Raw genomic sequence first — 14,260 nt, 5'->3', positions numbered from 1 at the left:
ATTAAAAAGTTAAAAATTGCTTAACAACCAAGTATGTGTTTTAAGTCTGATATTTGAGAGTTCCAAAGATCAGTTGTTTCCTCTTCTTCATCTTCGTCTGAAAAGTCAATAACAATTAGTGAAACATCACCGGTAAGTTCGTCTTTATTAATTCTAAATTCGAAATAGGTACCCTCTTCTTCATCGTCCAGCCAAGTGAAGCGAACCAATTTACTTTCTTTATGAAGTGTCTTTTCAGCATGTTGCTCGCTTCCTTCCCATACAAATATGAAATTTTTACCCTTCACTTTAACATCGTCCGCAAACCACTCCGCAAGTCCGGAAGCAGTACTTAGTCGATTGTACAAAACCTTTGGGGAACAGTTTATTGGGAATTCAAGTTGTATCTTAGATTTTAGTGCCATTATCTTATCATTTGCTGCAATATAGCGAATCTGGGAGAATAAATCAATCAACAAAATAAAAGGAGCTTAAAAAAAAGTCATTTTCTAAAGGCAGAAAAAAAATAAATACTATATTTGCAACCGCATTTTTGGAGATGACAACGATAAATTAAGTTGTTCAAAGTTCAAAAAAATGATGGCGAGGTAGCTCAGCTGGTTAGAGCGCATGATTCATAATCATGAGGTCGGCGGTTCAAGCCCGCCTCTCGCTACATAAAGAGCCAGATAAGAATCTGTAATTCATACAATTACAGATTCTTGCTTTATATATTGGGGCACATTCAGGGCTCGAAGGCATTTTCTGGATCAATTCATATTGTTGGGGATTTAATAATTCTAGGCGTAAATTTTAGCTACCCTAAAAAGGAAGAAAGTAATATCTTTCACACCTCTTAAACATGCTCTAAAAGATTTTAGCTTGGCATTGAATGATTCCGCAGAAGCATTGGTGCACCTGTTTTCAAAGAAGTTTAATATTTCTTTGTAGTGGGTGTAAATAGTTGCAGAGATCGTATTAAATGCGTTAAATCCTGATTCTGAAACATCGTTGTACCACCGAGCCAGTTTCGTTAGTGCAATCCCTTTATCCTTTGTATGGGAGAAGATCATCCGCAAAGAATGGGTTAGGCCAAAAGCTTGTCTCATATCAGGATATTGTGCGAACAGGATTTTTGCCCTTACTTTTTGGTTATCAGACCAATTGTTTGGTGATTTGAAGAGTAAATACCTGCTGCGGACAAGCAGCTGTTTTTTGGTATCACCGTTTTCAAAGCGTAAAGGCATATACTCTTTCTTTTCCCAGCGGGCATTGTCTATGGCATTGGTTTCTTCATTGATAGCATCCCACCGGTGCTTGATGCACATCTCCTGCAGGGCATCATACGCCAGCTTCTGTACATGAAAACGGTCAATGACCTTCGTTGCTTTACCAAAACAACGTTTTGCAATTTGATTCATAGAACCTGCCATGTCCAGTGTAATTTCTTCTACCTTATTCCGCAACTTCTTTGGAATCTGCAACAATACGTCGATAACCGTTTCTGATTTGGTCCCTTTGACCATGGCAACCAGTATCCCTTTTTGACCTTTAGCTGCCTTATTCGTAAGGATAGTGTAAAGTTCCCCGTTTGATAAAGAGGTTTCGTCAATACTTAACCGTGGCCCTAAGTTAGCTGGGAACAGCATCCATTCCTGTGCATGTCCTTTCTGTTCCCATTGGTTGTAACCGCTCAAGTGATCCTTGTATTGCTGACCCAAATGGTCACCATGGATCTGGTAATGTTTTTCAAGGCTTTTGCTGCTAATGGGGTAATTGTCCAAATAACCCTTTTAAAAAAGCAGCAAACTACTTGGAGTAGCTGGTCCCTTTTGCCGTCAAATCCCATGTGCGGTTATAAATATTTCCTGTTTCTTTATCTTTCCATTTACGACGCCTTACAATCAGGTAGACTCTTTTCTCCCGCAATGGAAAGTCCTGGATAGTGATAGGGTTGTTAAATCCGTTGGAAACCAACTCTTTGCTTAACAAGTCTTGTGGTTTTATATTTTTCTCGTCAAGGTAAAATGACAAGGTATTGTCACTTGTTTCTTTCAGGTCTACCAAATCAAAATATTCAAATAACTCTGACGGTAAAAGATGCTTTAATAATAATGAGATTTCCATGCACGAAAGATAAAGAACTTATCCATCAACATAAATTATGAACTGATCCATCTAGAGTTGGCTAATTAGAGCCTCCTGTGCAAGATATTGAAATGCATTAAAAAATTAAATGGTCTGCACCTTCTAGACCGTGTGTTTTTTCTTTACCAGTTGTTTTTGAACCGGAGATTATAATATACTGATTCTATATCATAGCGAAAAATGGGGCAAAAGAAATAGTTCGCTTGTTTTTTTGATTCAAATGCATTGATTTTGATGCCTTTTGAATTCCGATTTGAATTTTATTTTCTTCTTGTTTGCAAATAAAAAAATGGAACAATTGTTTTCTGATGCTGCTGACTCCACTAAACCATTTGGAGGCAAAAAAATTTATTTAATACATTTATACTACCAAAATCTTTAATAAAAAGAGAAAAAATAAATGGAAGAAAGTAGTGGGGGATTCCAAGTTGGCAGATTGAAAAGTGGTTCAATTCATACTTTTGAAACTATTTTCTGCAAATATTATAAACCTCTTTGTTATTACGCGAAGAAGTTCAAGCTTGACCACTTTGAATCGGAAGAAGTCGTTCAGCAGGTTTTTCTGAAATTTTGGGAGATAAGGGAAAGCCTGACGATCGAAAAATCTATTTCCTCATATTTGTATCAGTCTGTTCGAAATCAAAGTATAAATCATCTAAAACAAAAACTTGCTCACCAAAAGAATAGGGAGGAGTTATTTATTAGAGTAGCTCAAGCGGAACTTTTTGCTCAAATTAGTGAAGAAGATGGAACTTCTGCTATTATTGCAAAAGAACTTGAACAGGAGATATTTAAAGCAATAGATACTTTGCCAGAAAAATGCCGGGAGATTTTTTTGTTGAGCCGTAAGGAAAATCTATCGATTAAAGAAATCGCAAATCGGTTAAATGTTTCAACTAATACTGTTCAGAAACAAATCTCTATAGCACTTTCCAAATTAAGAGAATTGTTAAAGTATTCTATTACAGTAGTATTCGTATTCGTTGGAAATTTTTTTTAAAAAAAATGAATTTCTTTTTACTGATACTCCTTTTTATTTTGTCTTACCAATAAGAAGTCAATAAATATGTTAGAAATCAATGAGAATATAATAGTTAAGTTTTTATCGGGACGGGCTAGTGAGGAAGAAGGCCAAATGATTCTGAACTGGAAAAATAGCAGTGAGGAAAATAAAAAAACTTTCAAAGAATTTGAGATTGCCTACAATGCTTCTGAGATTGTCATAAATGCAGACAATTATGACGAGTCTCATGCATATAAGAAAGTTTTATTAAAATTGAATAAGAGCAGATTTGCCTCTATTTCACAAAGAAGGGCAAGTCTCTTTATTGGATATGCTGCAACTGCAGTAATTGCTATTGGATTAACATGGTTTGTTCAGAAAAGCTTTTTTTACAAGCACGAATCAATTGAATTAGTTGAAACAGTTTATCAAAGCGTAGAAACACCGGCAGGCGCTAAAAGTCTTGTAACACTTGAAGATGGAACAAAGATCTGGTTAAATGCCAAAAGTAAACTTACCTATCCTTCTCATTTCCAAAATAACAAGAGGATAGTCCAACTGGAAGGTGAAGGGTATTTTGATGTCGCTAAAGAAAAAACAAGACCTTTCGAAGTAAAAACAACTGATATAGATATCCAGGTATTAGGTACTGTTTTTAATTTGAAATCATACAAGGAAGAAGGATTAATTGAGGCTACCCTGATAGAAGGTAAAATCGCTCTGAACAGAAGTAAAGGGGAAAATCAAGAACAAAGAATTTACACGCTTAGACCAAATCAACAAGCTACTTTTATCAAAAAGGAAGGTTTGTTGATGGAAGATAATCTTTTGGCTGCTGATATTCCATTAAGCGAAGCTAATAGAAGATTAAGTGAAAAATTGATCATAAATGAAGATATAGATGTCAGTGCAATTATAGCATGGAAAGATGGAAAGATGGTTTTCAAGAACGAAACATTTGAGAGCATAGCTATTAAGTTGGAACGACGCTATAACACGAATATTGAATTTCAGGACGAAGTGGCTAGAGAGTATCGCTTTTCAGGAGTTTTTGATGAAATTAGTATTGATCAGGCACTTAAGGCGCTTCAGTTTACTTCGAATTTTAATTACAATATTGGTCAGGATAAAATAATAATTAAAAAATAGGATTTATGAAAAAAGCCGAACCGGGCAATTTGTAGCAGAAATTGACCGGTTCATGAATAGTAAATGTTTAATAACTAATTCAGTACAAAACTATGAAAAAAAAACGATTCGTTTTCTCTTTTATAAAGGGGAAAACTAAAAAATTTTGGATTATGTTTAGATGGGTATCATTTTTTATGCTTCTGTCTATACTACATGTTTCGGGGGCTGTTTATTCGCAGGGAACAATTAGTATTTCTCAAAAGAATGTAACAATTAGGCAAGCACTTGAGGAAATTGAGAGTAGCTCGAACTACAAATTTATTTACAGAAATGATGATATCGATGCAGGTAAAGTGGTCAATGTCGATGTCATAGATGCCGACATTGAAACAGCTTTAAAAGCAATATTTGATGAAAGCGAGTTGTCGTACCAGCTATTTGAAAATAACGTTGTCGCATTGAATGTAAAAAGAGCACAACAGAACAAAGGTGTTTCTGGAAAAGTCACTGATAATTCTGGAGTTCCCTTACCTGGAGTAACTGTCATAATAAAAGGGACTTCTAATGGAACGATTACTGATAGTAATGGATTGTACTCGTTATCAGGTATAACGGAAAATTCGGTGCTGGTGTTTTCATTTATTGGAATGCGAACGCAGGAAATAATGGTTACCAAAGAATCGATTATTGATGTAATGTTGGAGGAGGAGTCTGTTGGTATTGACGAAGTTGTTGCAATTGGTTATGGAACGCAGCGAAAAGGGAATATTACTGGTTCAGTATCATCAATAAAGGCTGACGATTTGGTTGTTGCTCCTGCAGCCAGTACTTCAACACTTTTAGGTGGTAAATTGCCTGGTTTAATTTCTGTTCAAAGAAGTGGACAACCAGGTGCAGATGCTGCGAGCCTAAGTATCCGTGGATTTGGTAGTGCATTGGTAATTGTTGACGGTGTTGAGACAAGCTTCAATAATATCGATCCTAATCAGATTGAATCAGTTTCTATTTTGAAGGATGGTTCTGCATCAATTTATGGCGCAAGAGCAGGTAATGGGGTAATTTTGATAACTACTAAAAGGGGAAATATTGGCAAACCTACTATTTCTTTAAATTCTTCTGTAACCTTACAAGGAGTAACTAAGTTTCCAACTCCTGTTAATTCAGGGCAATATGCAGAGATGGCGAGAGAAGAATGGATACAGGAAGGTAGCCCGATGGAGAATGTACCTTACACTCTGGAGGAAATTCAAAAATTTTATGAAGGCGGTGATCCCCAGTATCCAAATACCAATTGGCTAGATGTACTGACTAAGGATTGGGCACCTCAATATCAGCATAATTTATCGGTTACAGGTGGAAGTGAAAAGGTAAAGTATTATGGATTAATTGGCTTTTTGGATCAGGAAACAATGTGGAAAGAAAGTGATGCATTTTATAAGAGATATAATTTGCAGTCTAACCTTGACGCAAAAATTCTCGACAATTTAAGCTTGCGATTTGATATTTCCGGTATTGTTGAAGATCGGAACTTTACTGGTCGGGATTGGACACAGAGTATCTGGAATGCTATTTGGGTTACTTCTCCTACAATTCCTGAGAGTTTTCCTGATCCGTCTAAAATACCGAGTGCCCATTATCGTGACGATATTGCTCCTGCAAATGTGGTTACTAACAGGGATACCTGGGGATATACGGATACTGATAATGAAAATATAAATACAACACTGGCATTGACATATGATTTTAAAAAAATCAAAGGACTGTCAGCTAAGGTTTTTGGGAATTACTTGAAAAATTATTACACTCAAAAGCATTTTCTAAAATCATTCACCCTTTATCATTATGATTATGCAGCGGATATATATACCCAAGCCGCTTCAAGGCATGATGTGGAACTTAGTATTCAAAAAGGAAGGGATCGAACTCTTACCGGCCAATTTTCTTTAAACTATGAGAATACATTTGCTGATAAACATCATCTGACTGCTTTGGCTATGTATGAAGTTATTGATGTAAAGAGTGATTGGATCAAAGCTAATAGGAAGGGATTCTTGACGAATGAAATTGACCAGTTATTTGCAGGCAGCCAGGAAGGCATGTTAAGTGATGGTTCTGCAGGAGAAATGGGACGGGCAAGTTATATCGGAAGATTCACGTATGATTATAAAAACAAATATTTGCTGGAGGCAACCTTTAGAGCAGATGCATCTGCGAAGTTTGGAGAAGATCAACGATGGGGATTCTTTCCTAGCGTTTCTATTGGCTGGAGAATGACAGAAGAGGGCTTTATGAAAGGAGTAGGCTTTCTGGATCAGTTAAAATTAAGAGCAAATTATGGTCGTTCTGGGAATGATAATGTTGGAAACTTTCAGTACCTGTCAGGATATCGATTTGATGATACCTATATCTTTGAAGGCACCACTATTAGCCAGGGGTTAATTACAACTGGTTTAGCAAACCCATATTTAACGTGGGAAGATATTACGATTTATAATGCAGGTATAGATTTCGAGTTGTTTGGAGGAAAACTATATGGTGAATCGGATGTGTTTTATCGTGAGCGGGAAGGAATTCCTGGAACGAAGTTAGCTACGCTCCCGAACACGTTTGGTGCAAGCTTACCTCAGGAAAATCTTAATAGTTTAAACGATAGGGGTTTTGATCTACTTTTAGGAACACGGGGAAGATCAAGTGAACTAAGATGGGATCTGTCCGGTAACATTTCATGGTCGAGGGCTAAATGGGATCATTTTGAAGAGCCTGAATATACTGATCCAGACCAACAACGAATATCACAGCAATCTGGTCAATGGACGGATCGGGTTTTCGGTTATTTGTCAGATGGTTTATTTACTTCACAGGAGGAAATTGATAATTTGCCATTCGACCAGGATCAAAAAGATAACGTGACTTTGCGTCCGGGTGATGTTAAATTCATTGATACCAATGATGATGGAATTCTAGATTGGAAAGACCAAGTTGAAATTGGAAATGGAACTACTCCTCATTGGATGATTGGTATAACTGGAAATCTACAATATAAGAATTTCGATCTGGCAACATTATTTCAGGGGGCTTTGGGGCATTACGTTAGCGTAGATCTGGATCCACAGGATGCAATTTCCCCAACAGCCAGATATGATCTTAGGTGGACGGAAGATAATAACAACGCAAATGCTAAAGTGCCACGTTTAGGTGGTTCAAGTTTAAACGGCAGCATGTCGGATTATCAATTAAAATCTGCTAGTTATTTGAGGTTGAAACGTTTGAGTCTTGGTTATACATTCCCGAATCGTTTTATCCAGAAAATAGGGTTTAGCAAGCTACGAGTATATTTTGCCGGTACCAACTTACTTACATTCATTAGTAAGAATATAAAGGATTATGATATTGATCCTGAAATGCCTTCTGGTAGGGCAGGCCAATATTATCCACAGCAGAGAATGTTATCTCTGGGTGTAAATATTTCATTATAACAATAGGTGATTGTAATATTTTAATTTAAAACTATGAAAAAGATAATCTATATAACTTGTCTGATTTTTTTATTCTCTTGTTCAGAGGATATATTGGATAAGAAGCCGCTAGGAATAATATCTGATGCATCGGTATGGAATGATCCAGCTTTAATTGATTCGTACATAACTCAATTGTGGGCTGATACTTATATTTTCGTAAATGAAGTAAATAATAATCGAATTACTAATGGAGTTGGTTGGTTTCAAATCACATATCCCATTAAAGTTGGTGGAGAAACAAGACTTAATTGGGGAGGAAATGCCAATAAATATAGGCGAGGTGGCCTGGATATTAATGGAGGGCTTTTTGAATGGTGGGAAAACGCTTACCGAATAAATAGAAGGTTGAATGAGTTTATTGAGAGGATTCCGGAAAGTCCACTTGATGAAGCGACAAAAAAAGCGAATATAGCAGAAGCACGTTTCCTTAGGGCATTCCAATACTTTTCTATGGCTAAAAGGTATGGTGGCGTTCCGCTGATAACAGAGGCTCAAGATATTGCTGCACCTGAAGAAGAGCTATTTCTTCCAAGGAATAAAGAAGAGGAAATTTATAATTTCGTCATTAGTGAAATGGATGCTATTGTAAATGACCTACCGCAGGAAAAGGCATCTGTGAAGTATGGAAAACCAACAAAATACGCTGCATTGGCATTGAAATGTAGGGCTGCATTGTATGCAGGTAGTATTGCTCAGTATGGTACGGTACAGCTGAACGGCGTTGTAGGGATTGATGCAGGAAAAGCCAATGGTTTTTATCAGCAATCCTTTGATGCCGCGAGTCAGATTATCAACAGTGGACAATTTGCATTGTATAATCAGGACGCCGACAAAGCAATGAATTTCAGGAATCTATTTATTGATAAAAATAACTCCGAAGTGATTTTCGCTCTTATTCACGATGAAGTAAACTCTCAACAAGGAGGAAATGGATGGGGATGGGATTTCATAGAAACACCACTTCCCAATGGAGTTGCAGCTGGAAACGGCGATGGTGTTTATCTTGAGATTGTTGAATCGTTTGAATATATCGACGGAAGGTCCGGGGAGTTGGATCGTGAAGCTATTACTGAAGGTTTATGGACAACAGAAGAACTTTGGAAAGATAAAGATCCTCGATTCTTTGCTTCTGTTTATACCCAGGATACACCTTGGAAAGGTACGACTTTGGATTTTCATAACGGAATTCTTAAGGCTGATGGGACGTTGCAGACAACTGGGTCATACGAGGGGATTTTGGCAATGGGAACACATCAATTTTCAACAGGTATAGGTTTTGGTGTATTGAAAATGTTGGATGAAGCTCATGATAATACGATTGGTTGGGGAACATCTTCAACAGATTTTCTGGTATTCCGTTTAGGTGAAATTCTTTTGAATTATGCTGAAGCTGCATATGAGTTGAATAGACCCGATGATGCATTGAATGCCGTAAATCAGATTCGGGAGAGAGCTGGGATTGCAACTTTATCATCGATTGATCGGGAAAAGATACGGCATGAACGGAAAGTGGAACTTCTTTTTGAAAATCACCGTTATTGGGATCTTAGAAGATGGAGAACTGCAGAAGTTGAACTATCAAAAAATGGATCAGGCTTGCGTTATATTCTTGATTACAATACTGGCAAATTTAAGTTAGAGATTATGGAGCAGGTTGATGGTACGGTTAATCAACCGTTGTTCCTTGCCCGTCACTATTATTTGCCAATTACTTTAAACCGGACGGCCAATAATCCAAATCTAGTCGAAAATCCAGGATACGAATAGTATTCCATTTCTAATAGTCTTTCCCGTGTGTTGATTGATATACGGGAAAGATTATTTCATTTCTTTTATTCTTCATTTGCAGATGATTGTGCAATTATCTGTATGTGTTACTCATCATTATTTTGCCATGAGAAAAAGAGTTATGTGGCTAATTGCCTTTTTATTTTTAGTTGTTTGTATAAGCAATTGTAAAAAAGATGATATTGGTGACTCAACAGAAAGTGAAAAGCCATATCCATCTGATCTGGAAGATCCATATCCATCAGAAATCGAAGATCGTTACATCGTCTTTTTTCTAACAAATACAAGTGTTGATCAGGCAGCTAGCATGAACGGGGGAAAAGATGCCAACAAAAGATACACTTTTGTTGAGGAGATTCCTAAAATCTTTGGAGAGTTAGAAGAAGATAGTCCGTATAAATATGCCTATGGCCTACCTGGCCCCATGTTGCTCACTCAGTCTATTGAGGAGATGAATTATCAGGTAAACAAAGCCTTTGATTTAGCTGAAGAATTTGATGTGCCTGTTTATTTTCAGTTAGATGATTGCAATAATTATACAGATGCTTTTGGTTCGGGAGCTACACCAAAATTTTATGAAAATCCAGACTGGTGTGAGTGGGTGGATTTTCCAACGGCAGAAGAAGACTGGGGCGGACAATCACATGGAAGGTTGCCGTATTATTGGTTTAATTGGGGGTCATGGATACATGTGGAAGCTTTTCCTTGTTTTCAATCTCCAGGTTTTTGCAAATTTGTGACCACTCAAATGCAGGATGGAGTTCTTGATCCTTTGATGCAAAGATATAATCAACTAATTGCAGAAGGAAAAGAATATCTGTTTGCAGGAATGGCGATTGGTTGGGAAACCCATATTCCTGACTATTCTATTAATAACACGAATATTAACCGAAATAATTTGCCTGTCAATTCCTTGGCAGGAGATCAAATGCCTTTGTGGGAGGCTACAGAGTTTGGTTATCATTCGTTGCATTTAAAAGGTTATGACGAATATAGTCTCTCAGCACTGGATACAGTTTTACACGACTATATTGAATTGCTTTCAAAAACTGCGTATAATGCGGGAGTTCCGAAGGAAAAAATATTCAGTCATATTGTTGGAATCCGATCTGCTCAAAATAAGGTAATTTCTAACTATCCACCAATTTGGACTGCTGTAAACGACTACTGTATTCCTGGGTTTACCATGTCACCTGTTACGGCTCCTTACGACTTGTACACCTTAACCTTACGAATAAAAGAAGCTGATAATACTCAACAAAGTTTTGCATGTGCGGAAGGTTATGCTCGTGGAGTAGATGGATCATTCGCTATTGCTGATGATTATTTTGATTCCATGTTTAAAAAAGGGGCTTCATTGGTCACTGTTTATGGCTGGGGAAGAGCTGCAGCCACATCAAAGTTTGCGGTCTCTCATAGTACGGATAACCCTTTTGTTATAGCTGCTGGGAAATGGTTGGGAATGAATCCGGCAGATAATACTAAGCCTTAATTTTTGCTATGAATAAAATGAAAATGACAAAAAGAAAATTTAATTTGAACTTTATCAATCTTATCAATTTCATATTGATTAGTAGTTGCTTCCTAATTATATCCTGTACAACAGGAAAGCAAAATCAAAATGCAAAAAATCAATCGACTAATCCTATATCGGTAATCTTTGATACAGACATTCAAGGCGATTATGATGATGTGGGTGCAATAGCCATGCTGCATGCATTTGCCGATAGCGGGTACATTGAAATATTAGCGACGATGGCATCCAATCGAAGTCCGTTGGTTGTTCCTACGATAGATGTAATTAATACTTACTTTGGTAGACCAGAAATCCCAATTGGAGTTTTGAAGGAAGGCGGTGTTTCTCAAGATTCGAGAGAACTTCACTGGCCCGATTCCCTGATTGCACATTTCCCTCATAAATACCAATCGAACGATGAAGCATCGGATGCGGTTGAAGTTTACCGAAGAATTTTATCTGAACAACCGGATACCTCAGTTACTATTATTTCAGTGGGTTTCCTCACAAACTTAAAAAACTTGCTGTTGTCGAAGCCAGATTCTTTGTCATCTCTAGATGGTCGTGATTTGGTTGCTCAAAAAGTCAAGCATTGGGTTGCAATGGCCGGTGGCTTCCCTGAGGGTAAGGAAGCCAATGTTCGAAAAGATTCGACATCTTCTGTTTACGCTATTGATAACTGGCCAACCCCAATCATATTTAGTGGATTTGAAATAGGCCTACAAATCAAGACTGGATTACGCTTGATAAATGATTGCTCTGAGGAGAATCCGATAAGAATGGCCTACGCAATAAGTATCCCTAAACGCCCTTACGACAAAGAAGGCCGACGAAGCTGGGATCAAACAGCCGTATTAGCTGCGGTAAAAGGTTTTGATCCATATTTTAAATATCAAGCAGGATGTTTTATTACAAGTAAGGACGGTAGTAACTATTGGAAAAATGACCCGAATGGCAAGCATAAGCACCTAGTAATGAAAATGCAGCCAGATTCATTAACAACCATAATTGAGGATTTAATGATGCATCAGCCAAAATCACAAAAATGATAAGAGCTTTTCTTTTAATAATATTTCTGATAGTTGGTTCATGGAGTTTGATAGCACAACAGAAACAAGCTCCTGATCATTTGCCCAATACATTTCGGATGAACCAGAATATCCATTATATATCTTCAGATAAGGATAAACAACTGAGTTTGATTGATAATTATCTTTCAAAAGGATATGGAGGGTTTGCTGTAAATTTCAGCTACAATGATTATTTGACAGAATCAGGCATGAATGCTTTTAAGTCGTTTTGTGAATTGGCAAAAGCCAATAGCATGGAATTGTGGCTGTATGATGAACAAGGATATCCTTCAGGAAGTGCTGGAGGAAGAGTTTTTCTGCAAAATGAAGAGTGGGAAGCAAAAGGAATTTTTAAACAAGATACACTGGTAACTGGAGGACAGTTTAAATATGGTTTGCCTAAGGGTGAAATAATAAATGTTTATGCCATAAATAAAACGGATACTTTAGATCTTGAAGGTTATCTAGTTGAGAATATATTGAACTGGAAAGCTCCTGATGGAGAATGGCGGTTAATTGTTTTCTACAAAAATAACTTATATCATCATTTTCAGGTATCCATGAACCCCCATGCACCACGGGAAAAACTTAGTTCGCATTACCCTTCATTAATGATCCCGGAGGTAACTCAGGCATTTATAGATATCACGCATAAGAAGTATGCAGAGTTGTTGGGGAAAGATCCGGGCAAATACTTTGCATCAACTTTTACCGATGAACCTTCGCTAATGGCGATTTCTTTTTTTAAGGAGAAATGGAGTGTTATCCCATGGACAGAACTAGTTTCACAGACTATAGAAAAGAAATATGGATATAAGCCGGAGGACAAACTTTTGGAATTATTTAATGACAAAGGGGGTGGGGGGCAGAAAATTCGGCACCAATATTTTCATACCATTAGTGAGTTGATTTCACTTAATTATTTCAAACAGCTAAAAGATTGGTGTGCTCAGCATAACATCAAATCAGGGGGACATTTGCTATTGGAGGAAACCATGATGGCTCATGTGCCTTTGTATGGTAGTGTCATGTCATGTTTTAGGCAGATGGATGCACCAGGAGTTGATGCTTTAAGTTGCTTGCCGGAAAATACGCCTGTTCACGCTACCAAACTTGCATCAAGTGCTGCTGAGCTCACTGGGGCGTCACGTGTAATGTGCGAGCCGTGCCCGGTTATCGACAAGCGGGCTTTGGGAGGCAAAGAACCAGCCACTGAACGGGTTCGTGGTTTTATGAATATTCAGTTGGCAGCGGGAGTAACGGATTTTAACAACTACCTGAAACTCTCGAATGCAGATGATGAAGAGAAACAAGAATTTAATCAGTATGTAGCACGTATTGCTGAAAGTCTTCGCGGAGGACATAGTGTTGCAGATATTGCAATTCTTTATCCGATAGAGTCTCTCTGGGCCGATTTTATTCCTGAACCTATGCAGGTTTCTGGCTGGGACTCAGTTAGAGGTGGTAATCCTAAAGCCATTTACATTGAGCAGTCTTTTAGAAATACAGCTCGCATTTTATACAAAAACAGGTGGGAATATAATATTATCGACATCAAAGCTATTGAAGATTCAAAAGTTAAAGATGGCAGACTTGTTCATGGTAAATTGAAATGGAGACTGGTAATTCTTCCCAACGTCAGTACTTTGTCGATGGCTGCAATGACGAAATTGAAAGATTTTGTTGAAGAGGGTGGTTATGTAATTGCAATTGGTCAAACTCCCGTTAATTCTACTATAAACTTTCCAGATAGCAAGATTGAAGCTATTGTAAAGGAACTATTTGATTCGCCAAATACCATAAAGCTGGATGCAGTTTCTGGAAAAATAGATAGTCAAATTGAAAAATGGATACAAAGGGATTTAATGGTTGGTTCTACCGAGTCTGCATTGAGGTTTACCCATCGGTTTATTAATAGCAAGCATGTGTATTTTGTCTTTAATGATTCCAATTCAACTGTTGATTCTAAAATTTCATTGAGAGATTTAAAAAAAGGTTTTCTGTTGCATCCGGTTGATGGAGAGGTGTCAAACGTGAAGGATGAAATGGCAATCCAGTTAACCTCATACGAAGGTGTAATAATTAAAGAGTGATATAATAATTTAAA

10 protein-coding genes and 1 tRNA gene are annotated in these 14,260 nt (G+C 37.4%); 8 read left to right on the top strand and 3 right to left on the bottom strand.

The annotated features are described in order from the left end of the window. Nucleotides 1-20: 20 nt before the first annotated feature. The gene (locus ACUNWD_RS13145) at nt 21-404 is read right to left on the bottom strand and encodes an START-like domain-containing protein (RefSeq protein WP_445588282.1); all 384 of its coding nucleotides are present in this window, start codon (nt 402-404) and stop codon (nt 21-23) included. A gap of 177 nt (nt 405-581) precedes the next feature. On the opposite strand from ACUNWD_RS13145, the gene ACUNWD_RS13140 reads away from it, so the two are divergent. Further along, nucleotides 582-655, top strand: a tRNA-Met gene (locus ACUNWD_RS13140). 124 nt (nt 656-779) lie between these two features. On the opposite strand, the gene ACUNWD_RS13135 is transcribed toward ACUNWD_RS13140, so the two are convergent. Next, entirely contained in the window at nt 780-1,763 is a 984-nt protein-coding gene (locus ACUNWD_RS13135; RefSeq protein ID WP_445588281.1) for an ISAon1 family transposase, read from the bottom strand. A gap of 25 nt (nt 1,764-1,788) precedes the next feature. Further along, nucleotides 1,789-2,106 (bottom strand): ISAon1 family transposase N-terminal region protein, encoded by a 318-nt coding sequence (locus ACUNWD_RS13130; protein ID WP_445588280.1) that lies wholly within the window; start codon nt 2,104-2,106, stop codon nt 1,789-1,791. Between the two features lie 421 nt (nt 2,107-2,527). Here ACUNWD_RS13130 and ACUNWD_RS13125 point away from each other — a divergent pair, with 421 nt between their 5' ends. The 7 genes from ACUNWD_RS13125 (at nt 2,528) to ACUNWD_RS13095 (ending at nt 14,246) form a co-directional block, all read left to right on the top strand. After that, nucleotides 2,528-3,127, top strand: a complete 600-nt coding sequence (locus ACUNWD_RS13125; protein ID WP_445588279.1) for an RNA polymerase sigma-70 factor — start codon at nt 2,528-2,530, stop codon at nt 3,125-3,127. A gap of 66 nt (nt 3,128-3,193) precedes the next feature. Beyond that, nucleotides 3,194-4,279 (top strand): FecR family protein, encoded by a 1,086-nt coding sequence (locus ACUNWD_RS13120; RefSeq protein ID WP_445588278.1) that lies wholly within the window; start codon nt 3,194-3,196, stop codon nt 4,277-4,279. A 152-nt stretch (nt 4,280-4,431) separates the two neighbouring features. Further along, nucleotides 4,432-7,737, top strand: coding sequence for a SusC/RagA family TonB-linked outer membrane protein (locus tag ACUNWD_RS13115; RefSeq protein ID WP_445588277.1), 3,306 nt, complete (start codon nt 4,432-4,434; stop codon nt 7,735-7,737). Nucleotides 7,738-7,770: 33 nt separating this feature from the next. Further along, nucleotides 7,771-9,546 carry a RagB/SusD family nutrient uptake outer membrane protein gene (locus tag ACUNWD_RS13110; RefSeq protein ID WP_445588276.1) on the top strand — a complete coding sequence of 592 codons (1,776 nt, stop codon included), beginning with the start codon at nt 7,771-7,773 and terminating at the stop codon, nt 9,544-9,546. Between the two features lie 127 nt (nt 9,547-9,673). Further along, a complete protein-coding gene (locus ACUNWD_RS13105) occupies nt 9,674-11,059 on the top strand; it encodes a hypothetical protein (protein WP_445588275.1) in 1,386 nt (461 codons plus the stop codon). A gap of 23 nt (nt 11,060-11,082) precedes the next feature. Beyond that, complete coding sequence (locus tag ACUNWD_RS13100) at nt 11,083-12,132, top strand: nucleoside hydrolase (protein ID WP_445588274.1); 1,050 nt, start codon at nt 11,083-11,085, stop codon at nt 12,130-12,132. Next, nucleotides 12,129-14,246 carry a glycosyl hydrolase gene (locus tag ACUNWD_RS13095; RefSeq protein ID WP_445588273.1) on the top strand — a complete coding sequence of 706 codons (2,118 nt, stop codon included), beginning with the start codon at nt 12,129-12,131 and terminating at the stop codon, nt 14,244-14,246. The genes ACUNWD_RS13100 and ACUNWD_RS13095 overlap by 4 nt, the downstream gene beginning before the upstream one ends. Nucleotides 14,247-14,260 lie beyond the last annotated feature (14 nt).

The organism is Sunxiuqinia sp. A32, from assembly GCF_052690465.1.
The sequence above is the reverse complement of the archived record's forward strand: the minus strand, read 5'-3'. Positions and strand labels throughout refer to the sequence as shown.

Coding starts and splice junctions, on each gene's coding strand:
- ACUNWD_RS13145 (WP_445588282.1), bottom strand. CDS start 404: ATGGCACTAAAATCTAAGATACAACTTGAATTCCCAATAAACTGTTCC.
- ACUNWD_RS13130 (WP_445588280.1), bottom strand. CDS start 2,106: ATGGAAATCTCATTATTATTAAAGCATCTTTTACCGTCAGAGTTATTT.
- ACUNWD_RS13125 (WP_445588279.1), top strand. CDS start 2,528: ATGGAAGAAAGTAGTGGGGGATTCCAAGTTGGCAGATTGAAAAGTGGT.
- ACUNWD_RS13120 (WP_445588278.1), top strand. CDS start 3,194: ATGTTAGAAATCAATGAGAATATAATAGTTAAGTTTTTATCGGGACGG.
- ACUNWD_RS13115 (WP_445588277.1), top strand. CDS start 4,432: ATGTTTAGATGGGTATCATTTTTTATGCTTCTGTCTATACTACATGTT.
- ACUNWD_RS13110 (WP_445588276.1), top strand. CDS start 7,771: ATGAAAAAGATAATCTATATAACTTGTCTGATTTTTTTATTCTCTTGT.
- ACUNWD_RS13105 (WP_445588275.1), top strand. CDS start 9,674: ATGAGAAAAAGAGTTATGTGGCTAATTGCCTTTTTATTTTTAGTTGTT.
- ACUNWD_RS13100 (WP_445588274.1), top strand. CDS start 11,083: ATGACAAAAAGAAAATTTAATTTGAACTTTATCAATCTTATCAATTTC.
- ACUNWD_RS13095 (WP_445588273.1), top strand. CDS start 12,129: ATGATAAGAGCTTTTCTTTTAATAATATTTCTGATAGTTGGTTCATGG.